Genomic DNA, 22,104 nt, shown 5'->3' with positions numbered 1-22,104 from the left:
ATGGCAGATATCGTTGTATTCGTTCGTAGCAAGTCGCGATACGGCGACCAGATCGTGGCGTTTCCCGCGCTTTATCTCGTCAAGAAACTGTGGCCGGATAAGCAAGTGCGCGTGGTCTCCCGGTTCGACGTAGGCGATTTCTACACGCGGCTGCCGTGGGTGGACCAGTTCGTCCGCGCCGACGCATTCAGCGACCAGGTCAGGGCGTTCCCCCGAGGCGCCAGCGCATCGCTGACGCTGCATCATTCCAGCGAACGCTTTGCGCTGCTCAATCTGTTGCGTCGGCCCGCGCTGCGGCTGGGCTTCAATAACCGCAGGATTGGCGATTGCGTCTGGACGCATTCCCACATCAAGGACATCCGCGAGTACATCGGGCTGGCGAACCTGAGGCTGCTGGCGACGATACAGCCGCACGATCCGGAGGCCATCGCGCGCGAGTGCTTCCTGGAGATCGTGCGGCCCTGTGCCGGCAAGGTGAAGCCTGCCGACATCGTCATGATTCCGGGAGGCGGCAAGGGACCGTTCAAACGGTGGTCGGTTGAGCATTACGTCGCGCTGGCCGATCTGCTGCAGACCCGGCTGGGCGGCGACTCGGTGTTCTCGTTTGTCCTGGGACCGGCCGAGACGGCCGAGCGCGCCTGGTTGGAACATCTGAACCGTCCGGACTTCCGGCTGGAAAGCGGTCGGTCGGTGGCCGAACTGGTGGCGCTGATGCAGGACGCCCGTTTGGTCGTCGCAAACGATTGCGGTCCGTCCCACATCGGCCAGGGGCTTTGCGTGCCCTACGTGGGCGTGTTCAACGAACCCAATCCGGAGTGGTTCTGGGCGCGCGACTATACCCGGGATGTCGTGCCCGATGCGGGGTCCTCGGACATCAACTCGATCCCGCCGGCGCGTGTGCTCGAGGCGTGCATGGCAGTGCTTGCCGATCCCAAGTCACGATCGTCTTGTGACCGTGTCGCCCAGGCAGCGCATCGCTCGCTGAACAACCCGGTCCCTCTTCAGGCTTAGCCCAACGCCTGAGCAAGCGGACTTCAACGGACAGTGTCTCGCGGTCCGGGTCACACGCATCAATGCGAATGCCCCAGGAAGTCGGATCTTCTCCGACCTCCTGGGGCATGGTTCACGAAGCGTGCAGCGCTGATTCCGCGGTCAGGGCAGGCGGATCACCCTGGACGCCACGCCTTCACACGCCGATCGGACCGCCGTCGGCGCGCTGGATCACCACCGTCGACGAACGCGGGCGCACGACGCCCGTGGTGGCCTGGGTCGCATCATCCGTGTCGTACGCCGGCCAGTTCACCGGGTGCTGGATGTTCAGGAAGATGCTGGTGTAGTCCGGCGTGAAGGCAAAGCCGGTGACTTCGGCTTCGTTCGGGCCGACGAAGAAGCGGCGCAGGTCGGCCTGGTTGGACGCATTGATCGCGGGGCCCGTGCCGGTGCTGTCGGACAGGGCGCCGGGGATCACGGCCAGCATCTGGTCGTTGGTCGCCTTGGCCACGTTGTTGTTGCGGCCGCCGTCGATACCGTTGTCGGTCTGGATCCACAGGATGCCGCGCGCGTCGAAGCTCAGGCCGTCCGGGCTGGCAAGCTGGTTCAGCGTGGTCAGGCCCGAGCGATTGGTGTCGGCGTCGGCGCCGGCGTCCGAGCCGAACACGAAGATGTCCCACTTGAACTTGGTCGAGCCCGGCTCGTCGTGCCAGCGCACGATGTGGCCGTTGACGTTGTTCAGGCGCGGGTTGGCCGGGTTCGTGCCCTTGCTGGCGTTGCGGCTGGAGTTGTTGGTCAGCGTGAGGTAGATGTCGCCGTTGGTCGGGTGCGTCGCCGTCCATTCCGGGCGGTCCATGGGCGTGGCGCCCACGAAATCGGCCGCGCCGCGGGTATTGATGATGATGTTCTCTTGGCTGCCGAACTCGTCGGCCAGCGTGCGGCCGCCTGCGCCCACGGTCGAGCCGGTGAGCGCAATCCATTCGCCGGAGCCGTCGGCGTCGAAGCGCGCGACGTACAGCGTGCCCTTGTCCAGGTACTTGGCGCCGACAGCCAGGCGGTCCGTGCGTTCGGCGTCCTTCGGATCCCACACGGCTTCCGAGACGAAGCGGTAGATGTATTCGAAGCGCGAGTCGTCGCCGCTGTAGAAGGCCAGCGGCTTGCCGGCCTCGGGCTTGCCGTAGGCGCAGCCTTCGTGCGCGAAGCGGCCCATCGAGGTGCGCTTGGTGGCGATGCTGTTTTCGTCGTAGGGATCGATCTCGACCAGATAGCCGAAGCCATTCACCTCGTTGCGCCAGTCCTGCGTGAAGTCCGCGCCGGTTTCGGTGACGTTGAAGCGCGCGAACTCGCCCTGGACCTCCAGCGGATCGGCGGCGCCCGTTTCCCATTGGTAGCGGCCGGCGGTGGCGGGCACGCCGACGCGCACCTGGTGCGCGGGCTGGGTGCCGGTGTTCACGAAGCAGGCGGCCCAGTTTTCCTCGGCGGTGACGTAGGTGCCCCACGGCGTGAAGCCGTTGCCGCAGTTGTTGTTGGTGCCGCGCACCATCGTGCCGTTCGGCGAATACGGGGTCTTGACCCAGTCCGTGCCGGCCACCGGGCCTGCCAGCTTCATGGGCGTGGCCGACGTGAAGCGGCGGTTGTAGCGCGAGTTGTGGACGATGTTCCAACGGCCGTTCTCGCGGCGCACATGCAGGATCGCCACGCCATGCGCGTTGATTTCCTTGCGGATTTCTTCGATGGGGCGCTTGCCGGCAACGGTGGTGGGACCGTTGGGATGCAGCGCCTGCTGGTCGATGTATTCGTGGTTGACCGCCAGCAGGCCTTCGGTGGAGCTGCCGTTGATCGGGAAGAAATGCATGCCGTCGTGGTGCATGCCGGTGGAATTGAGCAGGTCGGTCGAGCTGTTGTTGCCGTTGCGATCCCAGGGGTTTGCGTTGTCGTTGAACGGCGTGCCCCACGGTGCGAACACGTGGGCGATGTAGCCGGCCGGCACGACGCAGGCGTCGGTCATCGACGGAGCCAAGGAATCGAATCCCAACTTGACCGGCGCGGCGGGCTGCTCGCCGCCGGGCACTTCGGGCGAGGGGTTCTGGCCGCCGCCGTCGACGTCGTCGTCATCGTCGTCGCTGCCATTACAGCCGGCAAGGCCGAGGCTGGTCACGGTGGCGAAGGCGGCGGCGAGGCCGCCGCGCATCACCATGCGGCGCGACATGTTCTTTTCCAGGATCTCGCTGAATGGCGTGCTCTGGCTGGGGTTGCGGACGGTCTTGTCGGAGATGGACTTGCTCATTGGAACTCCTGGCTTTGGGTCTGTGCCCGATCGGGACGAGCAATACTAGAAGTCCGAAATGAAAGGTTAATGACAGATGGTTGAAATCAATTGGCGGTTGACCGACACGCGCGCGATGCCGCAAACAAAAGGCTGACGCCGCTTTCGCGGCGCCAGCCCGGGACTGCCAGGATTGCGGGCGTGGCTATCGGTTCTCGTCGTCCATGGTCAAGCCGCCTTCCTTCATGATGCTTTGCGCGATTTCTTCGGCCGACTTGCCGGCAAAGCCGTGCTCGCCCGCCGTGATGCGCAGGCTGTCGCCTTCCAGCGGGCTCTTCAAGGTGGCCGAGGACAAGAGGATGCCGTTCGAGCGAAGCTGGATGCGCTGGCCCACGCGCTCGCGCGTGAAGGCGGCCAGGGCCTGGGTGCTTTGCGGCTTGAGCTTGATGTCGACGACGCGGGCGTTGGTGTGGGGATCGGCGCCCGGTGTGGCCTGCTCGACTTGCAGGACGACGGATTCGGCGTGGGCGGCCAGGGGGAGGGCGACGGCCAGCGCCGCGGCCAGCGCGTAATGTCGCAGGGTTGGCATGGAAACGCTCCTTCTGTGGGACGACGCCTCCATCCTATACGATCTTGCGGCGCCGCCAGGCGCACCCCGCGCCGCGATGCGTTCGTCGATGGCCGAACGCATCGCGCTCACAGGCGGCCGGCCACCGCGCACGGGCAAGGCCGGAGGAGGGCGAGAAGAGGGGCAGGAATGACACGGTTCTTGCCGCCTTGCCCGGCGCAAGCCGGAGTATCATCGGATGTGTTTTCTGTTACATCCAAATAAATATTGACATAAAGCATGGGCTTTCTTTGCGTCTGGTTTGCATCCGGACACGCCCGCGTCTCGCAACTCGCATTCGCGCCTTGGGCGTTTGCACATTTTCCGGCATAGTTTGTGACGGCCAGGCCCCGGCCCCGCTCCGTCGCGATAGCAGCATGGCTATACAACCGCAGATTCCATCCCCCACCCACGTGATCGCGGCCTTCGACTTCGACGGCACCCTGACCCAGCGCGACACATTTATCCCGTTTCTGGCCCATCTGTCCTGGGTCCGATTGCTCGCGTCGACGGTCCGAACGTCGCCCGCATTGCTGGCATTCGCCCTGGGCCTGCGCAGCAACGACCACGCCAAGATGGCGCTGTGCCGGGCCGCGCTGCAAGGGCGTTCGCGCGCGGAACTGGCGCACATCGCGCGCGCATGGGTGCACACCATCCCGCTGCGTCCGGGCCTCATCGAGCGGTTGCGCTGGCATCAGCAGCGCGGAGACCGCTGCGTGCTGGTCAGCGCGTCGCCCGATATCTACCTGGATGAGGTCGCGCGCTACCTGGGGTTTGACGACCTCCTCTGCACGCGCATGGCGGTTGACGCGCAGGGCCGGCTGACGGGCGGCTTCGAGGGCCCCAACTGCTGGGGTCCCGAAAAGCTGCGGCGGCTGGTCGAGCGGTTTGGCGAGCCGGACCGGTATGAGCTCCATGCCTATGGCGACAGCCGCGGCGACCAGTGGCTGATCGACGCCGCCCGCCATGCGTGGTATCGCGGCCAGGCGGTCAAGCCATGAATGCCATCAATGCCCTGATATCTCTGCTGCGGCCTCAGCAATGGCTGAAGAACGGCTTTGTCCTGATCGGCCTGATATTCAGCCACAGGTGGTCGGACCCGGCGCTGGTGTTTGCGGTGGGCGTGGGCTTCGTGGCGTTTTGCCTGGCGTCCAGCGCGGTGTACGTGCTGAACGACTATCACGACCGCGCCGTCGATGCGGTCCATCCCAAGAAGCGGCTTCGCGCCATCGCCAGCGGGAGGGTCAGCCTGCCCGCGGCCCGCGTGCTGATCGCCGTGCTGGCCGTCGCGGCGCTGGGCCTGCCGCTCGCCTGCGGGCTGTGGCCCGTGGCGCTGTCCGTTGCCGCCTATCTGCTTCTGAACATTGCGTACACCCTGAGCCTGAAGCACAAGGTGCTGGTCGACGTGTTCTGCATTGCCACCGGCTTCATGATCCGGCTGGCCTGCGGCACTTACGCGGTCGGCATCATTCCGTCGCGCTGGATGCTGCTGTGCAGCTTCATGCTGACGCTGTTCCTGGGCTTTGCCAAGCGGCGCGCCGAATTCGCCTCGGCGCCCATCGATGCACCCGCCGCGAATGGCGGCACGCGCACCGTGCTGCGGCACTATTCCCCGCAATTGCTGGACATCCTGGTGGCCATCACCGCCAGCGCCACGTTGCTGGCCTACGGCCTGTACACGGTGGACGCGGAGACCGCGGCATTGCATGGCACCCAGCATCTGGTCATCACGCTGCCCATCGTGACCTTCGGCGTCTTTCGCTATATCTACCTGCTGCACAAGGGCGGATCGGGCGAGGAACCGGGCCGCGACCTCTTGGCCGACACCCCGATTCGCATTGCGGTGCTGGTGTGGGTGGCGGTGGTGGTTTTGCTCGTAAGGACGTGAAGATGGCATATGTATGGCTGATACTCAGCGGGGCATGCAGCGTGGCGGCCAGCGTGGCGCTCAAGCTGGCGGGGGCCGCTTCCGCGCAGGCGGCCGCGCCGTCGCTGCTGGCACAGGCATTGCCCTATCTGGGCGCGATTGGCGCCTACGGCCTGGGATTCGGCTTTTACGCGCTGGCGTTGCGCCAGCTCGATCTGACGCTGGCCTACCCGCTGATGGTGGCGTTCGCGATCGCGGGGGTGTTCGTCTATGGGCTTGTGTCGGGCACCGAGACCATCACGGCCCTGCGCATGGCGGGCGCGGCGTTCATCGCCATCGGCGTCTTTCTCATCTCGAAATAGGCGTGCGAGCACTCCATGAAACGATTCTTCCATAGCGCAGGCTACCGCTGGTTTTTGCTGTGCTGCGCGTATGTCGTGGTTGCCGCCGCGGTGATGAACGGTTTCTACACCAAATGGCGGCTCAACGACGGCCATCCCGCCCTGGGCCTGTCGCAGATGGTGGAAGGCACCGCCCACCGCCCCTACGTGTATCGCCAGTTCATTCCGGCGCTCGCCAACGGCGTCCAGGCGCTGCTGCCGCCGGCCACCGTCGCGCGCTTGTCCGAACGCCTGTCCGAGCCGCGGCGCGTGAATAGCCGGTCGGGGCTGGCGATGCGCTATCCGGGGTCCGAGGCCTTGCTCCCCGCTGTCACCTTGCGCTATCACCTGGTCTATTACCTGACGTTCGTCGCCCTGCTGGCGTCGCTCTTCGTCATGCGGCGGCTCTGCCTGCAGGCCGGCGCCACGGCGGTCGCCTCGACCGCCGCGCCTGCCGTGCTGGCGCTGATGTTGCCGTTCTTCCTTACCGAGGGCGGGTATTTCTACGACTTCGTCGAGCTGCTTTTCGTGATGAGCGCAGTGCTGCTGGCCTTGGGGGGATCGCGTCAGACACCGATGAGGCTCGCCGGGCTGGTGGCGTTGGCGGGGCTGGCGACCTGGAACAAGGAGTCTTTTTTCTTTTTCACGCCCGCCCTGTACCCGCTCTTGCGGCGGAACCTGCCCCGCCCGCAGTCGGCCGCCCTGGTGGCCGTGCTGCTCCTGGTCTGCGGCAGCGTCTACCTCGCATTGCGGATGCGCTACGCGGGCAATCCCGGCTCGACCGTTGACTACCAGCTGTGGGACAACCTGCGCTACTACGCCGATCCGGGCAACTGGCTGCGCACCGAAAGCACGTACGGCGTCCTGCTGCCGCGCGGCTTCGGCATCGTGACCGTGCTGGCTTTCGCCGGCATCGCCGTCAACGGATGGGCGCGGCTGCCGCCAGCGCTGCGCGGGCACGCGCGGGTGGCGTTGTGCATCAACCTGCCGCTGTTCTTGCTGTTCTGTTCGCCCGGCGAGATGCGCAACCTGAGCATGCTGTATCCGTCCTTGCTGTGCCTGCTGGCGCTCGCGCTGGACAAGTGGCTGGCGCCGCACGCCAGGACGGATCCGGCCGTCATCCCGGATGTCCGATGAACCGGTTTTTCGATAGCGCGGGCTATCGCCGTTTCCTGCTAGTCCTGCTGTATTGGGTGGTCGCCGCCGCGGCCTTCCATGGTTTCTATACCAAGTGGCGCCTGAACGACGGCCACGTTCCCCATTCGCTGGCGTCGATGGTGCAAGGCACCGCCGACCGCCCGTACGTGTACCGCCAGTTCGCGCCGGCCCTCGCCAATGGCATCCAGGGCCTGCTGCCGCCCGCCTCGGTGGCGCGCATTTCCGAGCGGCTGGCGGACCCGCGGCGCGTGAACAGCCGCTCGGGGCTGGCCATGCGCTATCCGGCCTCCGAGGCGATGCAGGCGCCCGTCACGCTGCGCTACCACCTCGTCTATTACCTGACCTTCCTGGCGCTGCTGGGCGCGATGGCCGCCATGCGGTCGATCTGCCTGAAAGCGGGCGCCAGCGTGCCGGCCGCCACGACGGCGCCGTTGGTCATGGCGTTGTTGCTGCCGTTCTTCCTGACCGAAGGCGGCTTCTTCTACGATTTCTTCGAAGTGCTGTTCATGGCGTGGGCAATCCTGCTGGCGTGGCGCATCCCCGTGCACAGCCCGGGGCGCGCGGCCGGGCGGCTGATCCTGCTTGCCGCCGTCGCCGCGATGGCGACCTGGAACAAGGAGGCATTCTTCTTTTTCGTGGCAACGCTGTATCCCTTGCTGCGGCTGAGCCTGTCGCGGATCCGCGCGGCCGGCGTCGTGGCGGCGCTGGTGTTCGTCTGCGGCTGCGTCTACCTGGCGCTGCGCATGCGCTACGCGGGCAATCCGGGCGGCGCGGTGAGCTTCCAGCCGGGGGCGAACCTGCTGTACTTCCTGGACCCGGGCAACTGGTTCCGCACCGAAAGCACCTATGGCGTCGCGCTGCCCAAGGGGCTGAGCGCCGTGATGGTGCTGATGATCGCGGGCGTGGCCGTCATCGGCTGGGGCCGCCTTCCCGCGCCGCTGCGCCAGCACGTGCTGGTGGCCGTGGCGGTCAACGTGCCGCTGTTCCTGCTGTTCGCCGCCGAAGGCGAGGCGCGCAACCTCAGCATGCTGTATCCGTCGCTGCTGGTGCTGATGGCGATGGCCTTGACCGCGTGGATGCGCGGCGCGGCATCGCCTGCGCCTCGCGCAGGCAATCGATGAAGCACTGCGCCGCGGGCGTGGGCGGCGAGCCGGCGCGCGTCAGGATGGAGACGCGTGCCGCGGGAAGCGCGTGATCCAGCGGCACCATGCGCAGCCCGCGGGGCAGCAGCTGGTGGTCGAACAGATTGCGCACGAAGATGCCCAGCGCGTCGCTTTCCGAGATGAGCGCCAACGCCACGGCGATGGACTGGCAGGGAATCACGTCGCGCGGCGGCGGCAGCTTGTGCGCGTCGAACGCCAGCCGCAGCAGGTTGGCGGGCGCCTGGATGTTGCCGGGCAGCAGCCATAGCGCGTCGCCCAGGTCCGCCAGGCTGCGCGCGCCGCGCAAGGGATGGCCCGCGCGCGCACCCACCGCCAGGGGCAGCGAGAACAGGGTGGTCCGTGCAAAGCCGTCGTCGATCTCGCCGTCATACTCGGTCTGGACCAGGAAATCGTAGCGGCCCGACTCCAACTGCTCATGGCTGTAGGGCGGCGCGACTTCGTTGAAGGCCACCGCGACGCGCGGCATGCGCGCGCGAAACGCCGCCAGGGCGGCAGGCAGCACGGTCAGCGCGGCCGAGCTGATGGCCAGGTTGAGGGTGCCGCCTTCGCCGTCGCGCATCTGGCCGATTTCTTCCTGGGCCTTGCGCGCTTCCTGCAGGATCAGGACGGCGCGCTTGTACAGCGCCTCGCCGTAAGCGGTGAGCTCGACGCCCTTGGCGCTGCGGCGAACCAGTTCGGCGCCCACGCTTTGCTCCAGTTCGCGCAGGCTGCGGGTGGCGGCAGGCTGGGTGACGAAAAGCGCGCGCGCTGCGGCGCGGATGCTGCGATGCTCGGCGATCAGCACGAAGGCGCGAAGTTGGCGCAGGTTCATGGGCGTTGCGGTCCGGTTGCGGGCCGCCCGCGGCCAGGGGCGGCGGCCATATAAAGAAAAGTATTCACTAGAACAAAAATACTGTCTTTTTCTTATCGTGCGCCATCCGTATATTCACGGCGATGGGGCAGGCAAAGCGTCCGGAGCCACGGACGGGCTGCCCCGACCGGACATCAAGGGGAAAACATGTCTATTGCCATCGCCGCATCGGGCGGTCATGCGCTGTACGCGCCGTCGATGCGCCGCCGGGTCATTGCCGGCACCACCATCGGCAACGCGCTGGAGTTCTTCGACTTCACCGTCTTCACCTTCCTGATGCTGGTCATCGGGCCGCTGTTCTTTCCGGCGGCGTCCGCGTACGGCCAGTTGCTGCTGACGACCGCCACCTTCGGCGTGGGCTTCCTGATGCGGCCCGTCGGCGGGATGCTGATCGGGTCGTACGCGGACCGGCATGGGCGGCGCGCGGCAATGACCCTGACGCTGTGGCTGATGGGCCTGGGCTGCGCGCTCATCGCGGCGGCGCCCACCCACGCGCAGATGGGCGTGCTGGGCCCGGTCCTGATGGTGCTGGCGCGGCTGATCCAGGGGTTCGCGGCGGGCGGCGAGGTGGGCGCGTCGACGACGCTTCTGGTCGAACACGCGCCGCCCGGCAAGCGCGGCTTTTATTCGAGCTGGCAGTTCGGCAGCCAGTCGCTCGGCGTGATGCTGGGCGCGCTGACCGTGGCCGTCCTGACGGCGGCATTGACCAAGGCGCAGATGCAGGAGTGGGGTTGGCGCGTGCCTTTTGTGATCGGCATCCTGACGGTGCCGGTGGGCGCGTACATCCGGCGCAACCTGGAAGAAACGCTGGAACCCGCGCCCGCGCCCACGCCCGCCACCGGCGACCGGCGGGCGGCCGTGGCGGGCCATCAGCCGCTGCGGCGGGTGTTTGCCGAGCACAAGGGCACGGTCACCAAAGGCATTCTGCTCGTGATCGGCGGGATGGTGTGCGCGCAGATCATCGGCTTCTACATGCCGGCCTACGCCACCAAGGAACTCGGGCTGCCCGCCACGTCCACGCTGCTGGCCAGCGTGGTGCTGGGTGCAATCGGCTTCGTGCTGGCGCCCATGGTCGGCATGCTCGCCGACCGGGTCGGCCGCAAGCGCGTGATCTTCTGGTCGCGCGCCGTCACGGTATGCGCGCTGCTGCCGTGCTTCGAATGGCTGGTGTCCGCGCCCAGCACGGGCCGGCTGATGACGGTCATCGCCTTGCTGGCCGTGCTGCTCGCGATGCAGACCGCGCCGGTGATCACGATGCTGCCCGAACTGTTCCCCAAGTCCGTGCGCACCACGGGCATGTCGGTCGTGTACGGGCTGGGCATCTCCGTCTTCGGCGGGTTCGCGCAGTTCTTCGTGACGTGGCTGCTGCACGTGACCGGCAACCCGATGGCGCCCGCCTGGTACCTGATGGTCACCGTGACGCTTTCCACCGTGGTGCTGTTCTGGATACGGGACCGCACCGGCCACGACATCGACAGCCAGGAGCCCTGATCATGCCATCGCCGAATCGCTATTTTTCCGACAGCTATGCGCAGGCGCGCGAGCGCTTCCTGGCCGCGGCCGCGCCGCTGGCCTCGCACGTGCAGTCCTACGCCATCGCGCCGACGGGCAGCCAGGGCGAGCCGCTGGCCACGGACGTGGCGCTGATCGGCGATGCCGACGCGCAGCGCCTGCTGATCATGACGTCGGCCACGCACGGCGTGGAAGGCTTCTGCGGATCGGGCTGCCAGCTTGCGCTGCTGGATGACGCGCCCATGCTGGAACGCGCGCGCCAGGCGGGCGTGGCGTTGCTGCTGGTCCATGCCGTGAATCCCTACGGCTTTTCCTGGATCGCCCGCACCGACGAGGACAACGTGGACCTGAACCGCAATGCCCAGCCCTTCGACGGCGGGCCGCTGCCGGCCAATCCCGGCTACGGCGACATCCATGACCTGCTGCTGCCGCAGACGTGGCCGCCGACCGAGCAGAACCGGCAGGCCATCGCGCGCCACATCGACGAACACGGGCTAGCCGCCACGACGCAGGCGGTGTCGCGCGGTCAATACACGCATCCCGATGGCCTGTTCTACGGCGGCGCGCGCCATGCGCCGTCGCTGCTCAACCTGCGGGAGATCCTGCGGACCCACGCCAGCCGGCACGCGCGCATCGGCTGGATCGACGTGCACACCGGACTGGGTCCGCGCGGCCACGGCGAGAAGATCTATGCCGGGCGGCGCGACGACGTGCAAGTGGCGCGCGCGCGGCAATGGTGGGGCAGCGACCTCGCGGTGCCTTACCAGGGCAGTTCGGCCTCGGTGGACATCACGGGCCATTTGGCCGGGCTGATCTACGACGCCTGCCCGACGTCCGAGCCCACCTTGATGGCGCTGGAATTTGGCACGCTGCGATGGGACGAGGTGGTGCACGCGCTGCGCGGACGCAACTGGCTGCGTGCGCATCCGGATGCGGACGACGCGTTGCGCCGCGACATCCTGCGTGCCACGAAGGACGCGTTCTATTGCGGGCAGGAAGACTGGCACGGCATGGTGCTGGGCCAGACCCGCGTGGCGGTGTTGCAGGCGCTGTGCGGCCTGGAGGCGGCGCCGTAGCTGCCCGGACGCTGCCCGGTAGCTGCGGCCGCGAGCGTCGGGTTGCACCTGCCCGGCCGTTGCATTACGGCAGGTTGCACCGGTTGTGGGGCTACCGCAGGGATAACCCGCGACTTTTGGCGTGTCGTGGGTTATCCCTACTTGAGCCGCGCAGCAACCGCTAGATATGCTTGGTTAACCGTAGAGGCCGAAGAGTCTCCGGAGGAGTTTCAAACCGAGCCGGCAGTTGCTGAAAGGATCCGGATTTGCAGAATGCACCTCCTTTGGACCCAGCCGTCGCGGTCTTGCGGGAAAAGCCTTTGCGCGTGATCCCGTGGGCCACGTGGCTGCACCGCGTTTTCGTGGTACTCATGTATGCGTTCATGCTCAGCCCCATCGTGCTGGTGGTCTGGCTCAGCTTCTTCAAGGACGCCATCCTCTATTTCCCGCCATCGGGCTACACGCTGTCCTGGTACGTGAAAGCCTGGGAGAACCCCGCGTTCGCCAATGGCTTCATCTTCAGCCTGCAGGTGTCGCTGGTGGCCGCGTTCATCGGCGTGGTCATGGGCGTGCTGGCGGCGGTCGCCATCGCGCGCTATCGCTTCGCGGGCAGCAAGGGCGTCAACACGCTGCTGCTCTCGCCGCTGCTGATCCCCGGCATCGTCGCGGGCGTGGGGATCTATCTTTTTTACCTGCGCGCCGAGAACGTGCTGGACCAGGATCTGGTCGGCACCTTCGGCGGCCTGGTCATCGCCCACGTGTGCCTCACTATCCCGTGGACCGTGCGCCTCGTCACGGCCGGCATGGCCGGCCTGGACGGCTCCATCGAAGAGGCCGCGCGCAACCTGGGCGCCAGCGCTCCCAAGGCCTTTCTGCGCGTGACGCTGCCCATGCTGCGTCCCTCCATCGTCGCGGCCGCCCTGTTCAGCTTCGTGGTGTCTTTCGAGAACCTGGAACTGTCGCTGTCGCTGGTGGGGCCCGGACGCACTACGCTGCCGATCGCGATCATGCAGTACCTCGAATTCAACCTGGACCCGACGATCGCGTCGGTGGCCTCGGTACAAATCCTGCTGTTGGGCATCATCATGCTTGTGACCGACCGCTATGTGAAACTCAGTCAGGTGGTGTAAGAAATGGCGAAGGTCTCAATCGAGAACATCCGCAAGCAGTTCGGCGCGGCGGTCGCGGTGTCCGACTTTTCCCTGGAGATCGCCGAGGGCGAGCTGGTCACGTTCCTGGGCCCCAGCGGCTGCGGCAAGACCACGACGCTGCGCATGATCGCCGGCTTCATCACGCCCACGGCGGGGCGGATCCGCATCGGCGAAACGGACGTCACCAGGCTGCCCGTGCACAAGCGCGACACCGGCATGGTGTTCCAGCGCTACGCGCTGTTCCCGCACATGACGGTGGCCGAGAACGTGGCGTTCGGCCTGGAGATGCACAAAGTCCCCAAGGCCGACCGCGACGCCAAGATCCGCCGCGTGCTGGACATGGTGCGCATGACCGAGCTGCGCGACCGCTATCCCCGCCAGCTTTCCGGCGGCCAGCAGCAACGCGTGGCGATCGCCCGCGCGCTGGCCATCGAGCCCAAGGTGTTCCTGCTGGATGAACCGCTATCCAACCTTGACGCCAAGCTGCGCCTGGAGGTGCGCGAGGAAATCCGCGCCCTGCAGCGGCGCCTGGGCCTGACCACGGTCTTCGTGACGCACGACCAGGAGGAAGCCCTGGCCATCGCGGACCGCATGGCGATCATGCATGACGGCATCGTGCAGCAGGTCGGCGCGCCCGACACGCTCTACGAGCGGCCGGCCAATCTCTTCGTGGCCGACTTCCTGGGCAAGATGAACGTCTTCACGGGTCGCGGCCAGGCCGACGACCAGTTCCAGACCCAGGCCGGCCAGCGCATCGCCGCGCCCGGCGGCGGCAAGGCCACGCATGTGGGTGTGCGGCCCGAGCGGGTGCGGCTGCAGTCGCAGCCTTCGGGCGGCAACGCGCTGGCGGGCGTCGTCGAATCGTCGCTCTACCTGGGGTCGGTGCTGGAGGTGCGGGTGCAGCTCGATGGGGGCGACCGCATGATCAGCCAGGTCGTCAATGGCGGCGCTCGCGCCGCGCCGCCCGTCGCCGGCGCGCGCGTCTACGCGTGCTTCGAGCCCGACGACTGCGTGGCCTTCACGCAATAGGAGGCGACATGACGACCGCAACGCAGGACGGGCGGCCCAGCCGCTGGCTGGGTCCGGGGCTGGCATTTCCGGCTTCGCTGGTGGTGCTGGTGATCATCATGATCCCCATCCTCCAACTCGCGCGCTACAGCTTCAATCATTTCGACCCCGTCGAGATGATGCAGACGGCCTTCACCTTCGAGAACTACGCCAAGTTCTTTGGCGATCCCTACTATCGCGACATCTTCTTCACCACGCTGGGCATCGCGGCGCTGTGCACCGTGCTGGCCCTGGTGCTGGGTTTTCCGGTGGCGTACTTCCTGGCGCGCACGCAGAGCCGGTTCAAGAGCCTGTTCGTGATCCTGCTCGTGTTTCCCCTGATGGTGGGCAACGTGGTGCGCGCGGCGGGCTGGATGGTCGCGCTGGGCAACGCCGGCGTCGTCAACGCCGTGCTGCAGGGGCTGGGCATCATCGACAAGCCGCTGACCCTGATGTACACGCCCACCGCCGTCGTGATCGGCACCACCGCTGTCGTCATGCCCTATCTGATCCTGACGCTGCAAAGCGTGCTCGAAGGCATGGACCTGTCGGTGGAAGAGGCGGCGCGCAACGTGGGCGCCAGCTTCTTCACCACGTTCCGCCGCATCGTGCTTCCGATCGCCGCCCCGGGCGTGGCGGCGGGGACGATGCTGGTGTTCATTCTGTGCATGAATGCCTACGCCACACCGGTGCTGCTGGGCGGCTCGGGCCTGACGATGATGGCGCCCGCGCTGTACGACCAGATCACCAAGGCCTCGAACTGGCCGTTCGGCGCCGCGCTGGCGGTCATCCTGGTCTGCGGCACGCTCATCATCGCGCTGGTTTCGAACTGGCTGATCCACCGCCGCTATATCAAGACCATGGCGTCCTGACCGCGACGCTACCCACAAGGAACTCCCCATGTCCGCTGTATTGTTCAAGAACGCGAACCTGCTCGATCCCCTGCAGCCCGATCTGCTGGAGGGACACCATGTGCTGGTGGAAGACGGCGTCATCAAGGAAGTGTCGGACAAGCCGATCGGCGCGTCCTCAGCGCGCGTGATCGATGCCGCGGGCCGCACGCTAATGCCGGGCCTGATCGACCTGCACGTGCACGTGCTGGCCACGCAGTTGAATCTCAGCACGCAGGGCGTGCTGCCCGATGCGCTGGTCATGATGCGCGCGGTGCCCATCATGGCCGCGATGCTGCGCCGCGGCTTCACCACGGTGCGCGACGCGGGCGGCGCGGGCTGGGGCCTGAAATGCGCCGTCAATGAGGGCACGGTCAAGGGGCCGCGCCTGTTCATCTCGGGGCGCGCCATCAGCCAGACCGGCGGCCACGGCGATCCGCGACCGCGTTCGGACCACCTGCGCCCCATGAGCTTCTGCGGCTGCTGCTTTCGCGCCGGCGACATCGGCCGGGTGGCGGACGGCATCGACGACGTGCGCAAGGCCGTGCGCCAGGAACTGCAGATGGGCGCGGACCAGATCAAGATGATGGCCTCGGGCGGCGTGGCTTCGCCCACCGATCCCATCGCGTCCTTCGGCTATTCGGAAGAAGAGATCCGCGTCATCGTCGACGAGGCCGCCAGCCGCCAGACCTATGTGATGGCGCATTCCTATACCGCCGACGCCATCGAGCGCGCCATCCGCAACGGCGTGCGCACCATCGAGCACGGCAACCTGGTCGATGCGCGCGTGGCGCGCTTCATGGCCGAGAAGGGCGCGTTCGTGGTGCCGACGCTGGTCACCTACGAGGCGCTTGCCAACGAAGGCGCCGACTATGGCCTGCCGCCCGATTCGGTGGCCAAGATCGCGACCGTGCGCACCGCCGGCCTGCATTCGCTGGAGATCTACAAGAAGGCGGGCGTGAAGATCGGCTACGGCTCGGACCTGCTGGGCCCGTCCCAGCGCCTGCAAAGCGACGAATTCCGCATCCGCAACGAGGTGCTGTCCGCGCAGGAAGTCATCCAGTGCGCGACCACGACCGCCGCCGAAGTGCTTAACCAGGTGGGGCAACTGGGCCGCATCCAGGAAGGCGCGCTGGCGGACGTGCTGCTGGTCGACGGCAATCCCTACCGCGATCTGTCCTGCCTGCTGGGACAGGGCGAGCACATCGGCCTGATCATGAAGGGCGGGGTCATCGAACACAACGAACTGGGGGTGTAGGGGCCATGAACGATCCCACGTTTTCGCAGTCGGAAGTCGGCGAAGAGTCGCGCGACGTCAATGCCGCCAAGGGCTGGCATCCGCCCTCGGCGCCGGCGCCCCGCGACCGCGGCCTCGGGCCGTTTCCGCGGCTGATCCTGCGCGGAGCCACGATCATCGACGGCACCGGTGCGCCGCCGTGGGGGCCGGTCGACATCGTCATCGAGAATGAACGCATCACGGCGCTGGTCAATGTGGGCACGCCGCACAAGGCCATCGACCCCAAGCGCCGGCCCGGGCCGGGCGACCACGAGATCGATTGCCACGGTAAGTTCGTGACGCCGGGCTTCGTGGACGCGCATGCCCACATCGGCACGCCTTATCACGCCATGAGCGGCATCGTGCCGCCCGCCGACTACATCTACAAGCTGTGGCTGGCCCACGGCGTGACGACCGTGCGCGAGATGGGCGCGATGGGCGGGCTGGGCTGGACGATGGAACAGCGCGAGCTGTCCGCCGCCAACAAGATCGCCGCGCCGCGCATGATCGTGCACTCGGTGTTCCCGGCGGTGAATGATCGCGTCAAGACCATCCACACGCCCGAGCAGGGCCGCGAATGGGTGCGCAAGCTGGCCGCGCGCGGCGCGGACGGCATCAAGTTCTTCGGCGCGCCGCCCGCCATCATGGAAGCCGCGCTGGACGAGGCCGCCAAGGTGGGCCTGCGCTCGGGCTGCCATCACGCGCAGATGGCGGTGACGCGCGTGAACGCGCTGAAGTCCGCGCGCTGGGGGCTCACCAGTTCCGAGCATTACTACGGCCTGCCGGAGGCGCTCTTTGAAGACCGCGTCGTGCAGTCCTTTCCCACGGACTACAACTACAGCGACGAGTACTACCGCTTCGCCGTGGCGGGCCAGACCTTCATGCAGGCCGCCCAGCCGGGCTCGCCCAAGTGGCGCCAGGTCATGGACGAATTTCTGGAGCTGGGCCACACCTTCGTGCCCACCTTCAACATCTATGACGCCAACCGCGACCTGATGCGCGCGCGCCGTGCCGACTGGCACGATGAATACACCTGGAAGGCGGTGTGGCGTTACTTCCAGCCCCAGCGCGGCGGCCATGGCGCCTACTGGTATCGCTGGAGCACCACCAACGAGATCGAGTGGAAGCAGAACTACCGGCTCTGGATGCAGTTCATCAACGAATACAAGAACCTGGGCGGACGCGTCTGCGCGGGCAGCGATTCGGGATTCATCTACCAGATCTACGGGTTCGGCTTCATCCGCGAACTGGAATTGCTGCAGGAAGCGGGCTTTCATCCCATCGAGGTCCTGCGCGCCGCCACGTCGCACAGCGCGGCGCTGCTGGGCATCGACGAGGACACCGGTTCCATCGACGTGCAAAAGCGCGCCGACCTGCTGATTCACGACCAGAATCCGCTGACCGACTTCAAGTTGCTCTTCGGCACTGGCGCCATGCGCCTGAACGACGATACGGCCAAGGTCGAGTGGCAGCGTTGCCTGCGCACCACCATCAAATCCGGCGTGGTGTATGACACCGCCGAACTGCTGGCGGACGTGCGCGCCCTGGTCAAGGACAGCTGGGCCGACGATCCCGACGGCGAGCGTCCGCCGATTGGCGGGGCCCCCGCCGGCTCGCCGTGCGAACCCGGTGAGGACGCGTCCTGATGGCCGTTGATCTGTTCCTGTTGTGCGGGTTCCTCGGCAGCGGCAAAACCACGCTGCTGGTGGATTACCTGCGCGATCCGGAATCGCGGGACACGGGTGTGATCGTCAACGAGGCGGGCGAGGTCGGTGTGGACGGCGCCATCGTGGCCAACGACAGCGACAACGTGCCGATGACCTTGATGGCCAACGGGTGCGTCTGCTGCTCGCTGCGCAGCGACCTGGTTTTCACGTTGAGCGCGCTGCTCGATGCGCCGCGGCCGGAAGGGGCGGGCCCGCTGGCCCGCGTCATCCTGGAATGCAGCGGCCTGTCGCGGCCCGGCCCGATCATCGCGTCGTTGGCGGATCCCGAGCTGGCGAGCCGCGGCCTGCGGCTGACGGTTGTCTGCACCGACGACTGCGCGCGCGATCCCGATGCGCTGGCCGAGATGGACGAAGCCATGGCGCAGTTCGGCGCCGCCCATCGCATCGTGCTTACCAAGACTGATCTATTGCCGGCGGCGCCGGACGCGCTGGCACGCCGCGCCGCGCGCGCCGCAGCCCTTAACCCGCTGGCGGCCATCGTTGCCGACACGGACCGGCGGCGCGCCGTGCAGGCCGCCTTTGCCCCGTCGCAAGGCGTCGCGGACCTGGCCGGCCTGGCCGCGCAAATGCTGGCGGCAGGCGGGCAGGGCGGGGCGCATCCCCGCATCCGCGTGATGGCGGCGCGCGCCGAGCCCGGCATCAGTTGGACCGATTTCTCTGAATGGCTGGACAACCTGGCCGGCCTTTGCGGCGAGCGCCTGCTGCGCGTCAAGGCCGTGGTGCGCGTCAGCGATTGCGAGGAGCCCATCTTGATCCAGTCGGTCGGCTCGACCTTCAGCGCGCCGCAGCGCCTGACCCGGCAGCCCGATGCACGCGACGCCATCATCGTGATCGCGCGCGACATCGAGGCCGACGAGATCCGCGCATCCGCACCGGACGCGCCGGTGCGGATGCTGGTCTGAATACCGTTGAACCCAACGCCGCGCAGCGCACTGGCCTGCCGCGCGGCGCATCGTAGCAAGTCGTCAGTTCCTTTCGATACGAGGTCGTTATGCAAGAGAAAAACCTGAATCGCCGTGGCTTCATCAAGACGGCCTCCGGCCTGGCCCTGGCGCCGGCCCTGGGCTGGCTGCCCGGCATGGCGAACGCCGCCGAAAAGGAAATCGTAGTGGGCACCTGGGGCGGCGATTACCAGAATCTGCTGCAACAGATCATCAACCCCATCGTCGCCAAAGAAGACGTGAAGGTGGTCTATGACACGGGCAACGCGGTGGGCCGCGTCACCAAACTGCGCGCCGAGAAGAACTCGCGTCGCGGCAGCATGGACGTTGCGCTGCTGGGCGAAGTCGACATGTACGACGCAGAGCGCTCCGGCACCCTGGAGCCCATCGATGCCAAGAAGCTGCCCAACCTGGCTCACGCCATCGAAACGCTGAAGACGCCGTACTCCATTCCGCACATCTTCAGCGCGATGACGCTGGTCTACAACACCGAAAAATTCCCCACGCCGCCCGACTCGCTGCAGGTCCTGCTGGATCCGAAATGGAAAGGACAGGTGGGCTTTTCGGACATCCTGTATCTCTATAACTCCGTCTTCGTGGGCCTGGGCGCGGGCGGAACCACCAAGGACTTCGAAGGGGGCAAGCGCTTTCTCGCCAAACTCAAGCCCAACGAGCCGCGCATCTACCCCTCCAACGAAGCCGTCGCCGCCGCCTTCAAATCCGGCGAAATCGCCATCGCCGTCATGTGGAAGGCCCGCGCGCTGCAATGGAAGGACAGCGGCCTGCCGCTGGGCTTCGTCATCCCCAAGGAAGGCTCCGTGCCGGTGTCCTTCGAAGCCGCCGTCGCCAAAAACAGCCGCAACAAGGACGCCGCGTGGGCATATCTCAACGCCATGCTGGACCCGCAAGGCCAGATCGGCTTCGCCGAAAAAATGGGCTACGCGCCCACGGTGACCAATGCGTCGCTGCCGGAGGCGTTAAAGCGCGTGGGGTTCACTGAGGCCGAGGTCAAGTTGCTGCACGCGTATGACCTGAAGGGGCTGACGGAGAAGAAGGCGGATATTCTGGAGTTCTGGAATAAGGAGTTCAAGGCGGGCTGAGGCGGGGGCTCATGCCGGGTTGATGGGGAGCTTGGCATGAGCTTGAATCGGCGATGTGGCTCACAACATTGCACTGCCATCGGCCGATTGGTAAATATCGACCCACCCGCAAACCTGATCGTATCCTTCGCGATGAGTCGTCCGGTCTGCGGATCGTAGTACCGATGCCGGTTGTAGTGCAGGCCCGTTTCCGGGTCCAGATGCTGCCCCTGGAATCGGATCGGATTACGTATCCGCTCCGCGCGGGCGGCATCGCTGATGGCTTCTTTTGCGGCGCCCCACGCGAGGTAGTGCGCGCTCCACGCAATCTCGCCCTGCGCGTCTGTCAGTTCCTGCGGCGGGCCCAGGTGGTCGCAGTGATACCAGGCCATGGCGTCCACCGGGTCCGGGTCGGGCGAGGTCGTCCATAGCGGATCGCGATCGATGTCATAGGCATCCGCGTAAACCGGTTGCTGATGCGGCAGCATGGGCTTGCGGCTGATCGCCTGGGCGAGCGGGTCGAAGCTGCTGGGTTCGTAGAGCTAGTGCGTGGCCTGGTCGTCGTGGCTTTCCTGGACGAGCGTGTCGCTGTCGCAGTCTCAGTTGTTGAGCGTTTGCGGGTAGCTCACCTTCAGGCGGTCGTCGCCGTAGCCTCTCAAGCGATTGAAGAGATCCCACTTAAAGTGCGTTGTAGCGGTTGTGCCCCTTCTCAATGGGTGTTGCTCGCGTCGTAGGGTAGGGGGAGTCATCTTTCGTCCGAGTCAGCCGCGTCGTCAATCCCTATGCCCTGCGTGTCTTGTGCCCATGAGTTCGAACCGGCGATGGTTTGCTGTTTGTGGAGGAGAAGCAACAACAAACTCGATAGTCACGCACCAGATTATTTTATGGTTGATATTTTCTGTAAGGCTTCAATCATAAGTGGCCTTGATTTTTCTAGATAGGAGATAAGTTCCACTTCTTGGTTAACAAAATTCACTCTGTGGTGTATGACGCCCAGCGAGTTGGATATGCAAACAAAGTAATCAGTTCTATCTTTCGATATTATTTCCATTGTTACTTCGTCGCAGCTTTCGTCCAGCAAAAAGTCCCTGGATATTAAGATGCTAAAGATGAATGCTGTACTTTCCCCAATGAGTCTGGCCTCAATTGAAGATAGTTTTATTCCATCTGATTTATATTTATTTTTTTCTGAAATAAGTGCGTCAAAGATTAATTTTTCAGTATTCAAAATACTCTCCGTTAACAGTCAGTCGCAACACGATTTTTTACGGCATCGGTGTAAGGGGATCGGGCATCAGTTCCTCGCGTGTTTGCCCACTCCCTTAGTTTCGACATATCCGAATCGTCAGTTGGCCTTATGGAGGCGTGATTTTTTCCATCTTGAACTACATCTAGGCCGCCCTCATTTAACGTTCTAACATCTAGCGTTTGATATCTTCCCGTCGGCTTTTCCAGTGCTGTTGATAGCCCGGTGGTTGCATCTCTCTCCGGTCTCGGCGTCAAGTTGGTGGCGGAGCTACTCCCCATCCTATAAACGCGACCCTCAGTCAGTTTCTTATTCAGTCCAAGAGGATCAATCCACTCAATCGGGTTATCCGCATACTGATAAACATTCAACCCACCCGCAAACCCAATCGGATCCTTCGTAATGAACCGTCCGATCTGCGGATCATAGTACCGGTGCCGGTTGTAATGCAGGCCCGTTTCCGAGTCCAGATACTGCCCCTGGAATCGGATCGGATTACGTATCCCTGCCGCGCGGGCGGCATCGCTGATGGCTTCTTTCGCCGCGCCCCACGCGTGGTACTGCGCGCTCCACGCAATCTCGCCTTGCGCGTCTGTCAGTTCCTGCGGTGTGCCCAGGTGATCGCAGTGATACCAGGCCATGGCGTCCACCGGGTCCGGGTCGGGCGAGGATATCCATAGCGGATCGCGGTCGATGTCATAGGCGCCGGCGTACGCCGGTTGCTGGTGCAGGAGAATGGGCTTGCGGCTGATCGCCTGGGCCAGTGGCACGAAGCTGCCGGGTTCGTAGAGGTAGTGCGTGGTCTGGTCGTCGTGGCCTTCCCATGCCAGGGTGTCGCCATCCCAGCCGAATAGCGTCGTGCAGCAGCCCATCGCGCGGTTCACGCGGGCTTGCTCTTC

The 22,104-nt window shown here is 65.6% G+C and carries 20 protein-coding genes and 1 pseudogene; 15 read left to right on the top strand and 6 right to left on the bottom strand.

Going from position 1 to position 22,104, the window contains the following annotated elements; genetic code table 11:
- Positions 1-1,011, top strand: a complete 1,011-nt coding sequence (locus tag BMW75_RS02570; protein WP_092576382.1) for a glycosyltransferase family 9 protein — start codon at positions 1-3, stop codon at positions 1,009-1,011.
- A gap of 175 nt (positions 1,012-1,186) precedes the next feature.
- On the opposite strand, the gene BMW75_RS02565 is transcribed toward BMW75_RS02570, so the two are convergent.
- A complete protein-coding gene (locus tag BMW75_RS02565) occupies positions 1,187-3,277 on the bottom strand; it encodes a PhoX family protein (protein WP_092576379.1) in 2,091 nt (696 codons plus the stop codon).
- A 184-nt stretch (positions 3,278-3,461) separates the two neighbouring features.
- The gene (locus tag BMW75_RS02560) at positions 3,462-3,845 is read right to left on the bottom strand and encodes a SecDF P1 head subdomain-containing protein (protein ID WP_092576376.1); all 384 of its coding nucleotides are present in this window, start codon (positions 3,843-3,845) and stop codon (positions 3,462-3,464) included.
- Positions 3,846-4,240: 395 nt separating this feature from the next.
- Here BMW75_RS02560 and BMW75_RS02555 point away from each other — a divergent pair, with 395 nt between their 5' ends.
- The 5 genes from BMW75_RS02555 to BMW75_RS02535 are packed head-to-tail and all read left to right on the top strand — an operon-like array spanning position 4,241 to position 8,389.
- Entirely contained in the window at positions 4,241-4,864 is a 624-nt protein-coding gene (locus BMW75_RS02555; protein ID WP_092576373.1) for an HAD-IB family hydrolase, read from the top strand.
- A complete protein-coding gene (locus tag BMW75_RS02550; RefSeq protein WP_092576371.1) occupies positions 4,861-5,751 on the top strand; it encodes a decaprenyl-phosphate phosphoribosyltransferase in 891 nt (296 codons plus the stop codon). The genes BMW75_RS02555 and BMW75_RS02550 overlap by 4 nt, the downstream gene beginning before the upstream one ends.
- Before the next feature lie 2 nt (positions 5,752-5,753).
- Positions 5,754-6,092 (top strand): DMT family transporter, encoded by a 339-nt coding sequence (locus tag BMW75_RS02545; protein ID WP_092576369.1) that lies wholly within the window; start codon positions 5,754-5,756, stop codon positions 6,090-6,092.
- Between the two features lie 15 nt (positions 6,093-6,107).
- Complete coding sequence (locus tag BMW75_RS02540) at positions 6,108-7,247, top strand: hypothetical protein (RefSeq protein ID WP_092576366.1); 1,140 nt, start codon at positions 6,108-6,110, stop codon at positions 7,245-7,247.
- Positions 7,244-8,389 (top strand): hypothetical protein, encoded by a 1,146-nt coding sequence (locus BMW75_RS02535; RefSeq protein ID WP_092576364.1) that lies wholly within the window; start codon positions 7,244-7,246, stop codon positions 8,387-8,389. The genes BMW75_RS02540 and BMW75_RS02535 overlap by 4 nt, the downstream gene beginning before the upstream one ends.
- Here the strand turns inward: BMW75_RS02535 and BMW75_RS02530 are convergent.
- Entirely contained in the window at positions 8,289-9,242 is a 954-nt protein-coding gene (locus BMW75_RS02530) for a LysR substrate-binding domain-containing protein (protein ID WP_092576362.1), read from the bottom strand. The two genes, BMW75_RS02535 and BMW75_RS02530, sit on opposite strands and share 101 nt — an antisense overlap.
- A gap of 186 nt (positions 9,243-9,428) precedes the next feature.
- Here BMW75_RS02530 and BMW75_RS02525 point away from each other — a divergent pair, with 186 nt between their 5' ends.
- The 9 genes from BMW75_RS02525 to BMW75_RS02485 all read left to right on the top strand — a co-directional run bounded on the left by BMW75_RS02525 (position 9,429) and on the right by BMW75_RS02485 (position 19,980).
- Positions 9,429-10,772, top strand: coding sequence for an MFS transporter (locus BMW75_RS02525; protein ID WP_092576359.1), 1,344 nt, complete (start codon positions 9,429-9,431; stop codon positions 10,770-10,772).
- A gap of 2 nt (positions 10,773-10,774) precedes the next feature.
- Positions 10,775-11,869, top strand: a complete 1,095-nt coding sequence (locus tag BMW75_RS02520) for a M14 family metallopeptidase (protein ID WP_092576357.1) — start codon at positions 10,775-10,777, stop codon at positions 11,867-11,869.
- A 299-nt stretch (positions 11,870-12,168) separates the two neighbouring features.
- Positions 12,169-12,978 carry an ABC transporter permease gene (locus BMW75_RS02515; RefSeq protein WP_172805904.1) on the top strand — a complete coding sequence of 270 codons (810 nt, stop codon included), beginning with the start codon at positions 12,169-12,171 and terminating at the stop codon, positions 12,976-12,978.
- Positions 12,979-12,981: 3 nt separating this feature from the next.
- Positions 12,982-14,028 carry an ABC transporter ATP-binding protein gene (locus BMW75_RS02510; protein WP_092576351.1) on the top strand — a complete coding sequence of 349 codons (1,047 nt, stop codon included), beginning with the start codon at positions 12,982-12,984 and terminating at the stop codon, positions 14,026-14,028.
- Between the two features lie 8 nt (positions 14,029-14,036).
- Positions 14,037-14,918 (top strand): ABC transporter permease, encoded by an 882-nt coding sequence (locus BMW75_RS02505; RefSeq protein ID WP_092576348.1) that lies wholly within the window; start codon positions 14,037-14,039, stop codon positions 14,916-14,918.
- 28 nt (positions 14,919-14,946) lie between these two features.
- Entirely contained in the window at positions 14,947-16,194 is a 1,248-nt protein-coding gene (locus tag BMW75_RS02500) for a metal-dependent hydrolase family protein (RefSeq protein ID WP_092576345.1), read from the top strand.
- 5 nt (positions 16,195-16,199) lie between these two features.
- Positions 16,200-17,858, top strand: coding sequence for an amidohydrolase family protein (locus BMW75_RS02495; protein WP_092576343.1), 1,659 nt, complete (start codon positions 16,200-16,202; stop codon positions 17,856-17,858).
- The gene (locus BMW75_RS02490; RefSeq protein WP_092576340.1) at positions 17,858-18,841 is read left to right on the top strand and encodes a CobW family GTP-binding protein; all 984 of its coding nucleotides are present in this window, start codon (positions 17,858-17,860) and stop codon (positions 18,839-18,841) included. The genes BMW75_RS02495 and BMW75_RS02490 overlap by 1 nt, the downstream gene beginning before the upstream one ends.
- 89 nt (positions 18,842-18,930) lie before the next feature.
- Positions 18,931-19,980 (top strand): ABC transporter substrate-binding protein, encoded by a 1,050-nt coding sequence (locus tag BMW75_RS02485; RefSeq protein ID WP_092576338.1) that lies wholly within the window; start codon positions 18,931-18,933, stop codon positions 19,978-19,980.
- Between the two features lie 149 nt (positions 19,981-20,129).
- Here BMW75_RS02485 and BMW75_RS29390 read toward each other — a convergent pair.
- The 3 genes and pseudogenes from BMW75_RS29390 to BMW75_RS29905 all read right to left on the bottom strand — a co-directional run.
- A pseudogene (locus tag BMW75_RS29390) lies at positions 20,130-20,351 on the bottom strand (RHS repeat domain-containing protein); the annotation flags it as partial.
- Between the two features lie 485 nt (positions 20,352-20,836).
- Positions 20,837-21,187 carry a hypothetical protein gene (locus tag BMW75_RS28995; RefSeq protein ID WP_139208477.1) on the bottom strand — a complete coding sequence of 117 codons (351 nt, stop codon included), beginning with the start codon at positions 21,185-21,187 and terminating at the stop codon, positions 20,837-20,839.
- 11 nt (positions 21,188-21,198) lie between these two features.
- The coding region (locus BMW75_RS29905) for an RHS repeat-associated core domain-containing protein (RefSeq protein WP_175493076.1) at positions 21,199-22,104 on the bottom strand (906 nt) is incomplete at its 5' end.

Origin of the sequence: Achromobacter sp. NFACC18-2, assembly GCF_900108985.1 — a bacterium.
Classification (GTDB): domain Bacteria; phylum Pseudomonadota; class Gammaproteobacteria; order Burkholderiales; family Burkholderiaceae_B; genus Achromobacter.
Note: the sequence above shows the minus strand (reverse complement) of the source record. Positions and strands in the feature narration are given on the sequence as shown.

Coding starts and splice junctions, on each gene's coding strand:
- BMW75_RS02505 (WP_092576348.1), top strand. CDS start 14,037: ATGACGACCGCAACGCAGGACGGGCGGCCCAGCCGCTGGCTGGGTCCG.
- BMW75_RS02485 (WP_092576338.1), top strand. CDS start 18,931: ATGCAAGAGAAAAACCTGAATCGCCGTGGCTTCATCAAGACGGCCTCC.
- BMW75_RS02555 (WP_092576373.1), top strand. CDS start 4,241: ATGGCTATACAACCGCAGATTCCATCCCCCACCCACGTGATCGCGGCC.
- BMW75_RS02550 (WP_092576371.1), top strand. CDS start 4,861: ATGAATGCCATCAATGCCCTGATATCTCTGCTGCGGCCTCAGCAATGG.
- BMW75_RS02535 (WP_092576364.1), top strand. CDS start 7,244: ATGAACCGGTTTTTCGATAGCGCGGGCTATCGCCGTTTCCTGCTAGTC.
- BMW75_RS02560 (WP_092576376.1), bottom strand. CDS start 3,845: ATGCCAACCCTGCGACATTACGCGCTGGCCGCGGCGCTGGCCGTCGCC.
- BMW75_RS02525 (WP_092576359.1), top strand. CDS start 9,429: ATGTCTATTGCCATCGCCGCATCGGGCGGTCATGCGCTGTACGCGCCG.
- BMW75_RS02495 (WP_092576343.1), top strand. CDS start 16,200: ATGAACGATCCCACGTTTTCGCAGTCGGAAGTCGGCGAAGAGTCGCGC.
- BMW75_RS02545 (WP_092576369.1), top strand. CDS start 5,754: ATGGCATATGTATGGCTGATACTCAGCGGGGCATGCAGCGTGGCGGCC.
- BMW75_RS02570 (WP_092576382.1), top strand. CDS start 1: ATGGCAGATATCGTTGTATTCGTTCGTAGCAAGTCGCGATACGGCGAC.
- BMW75_RS02490 (WP_092576340.1), top strand. CDS start 17,858: ATGGCCGTTGATCTGTTCCTGTTGTGCGGGTTCCTCGGCAGCGGCAAA.
- BMW75_RS02540 (WP_092576366.1), top strand. CDS start 6,108: ATGAAACGATTCTTCCATAGCGCAGGCTACCGCTGGTTTTTGCTGTGC.
- BMW75_RS02565 (WP_092576379.1), bottom strand. CDS start 3,277: ATGAGCAAGTCCATCTCCGACAAGACCGTCCGCAACCCCAGCCAGAGC.
- BMW75_RS02500 (WP_092576345.1), top strand. CDS start 14,947: ATGTCCGCTGTATTGTTCAAGAACGCGAACCTGCTCGATCCCCTGCAG.
- BMW75_RS02520 (WP_092576357.1), top strand. CDS start 10,775: ATGCCATCGCCGAATCGCTATTTTTCCGACAGCTATGCGCAGGCGCGC.
- BMW75_RS02510 (WP_092576351.1), top strand. CDS start 12,982: ATGGCGAAGGTCTCAATCGAGAACATCCGCAAGCAGTTCGGCGCGGCG.
- BMW75_RS02530 (WP_092576362.1), bottom strand. CDS start 9,242: ATGAACCTGCGCCAACTTCGCGCCTTCGTGCTGATCGCCGAGCATCGC.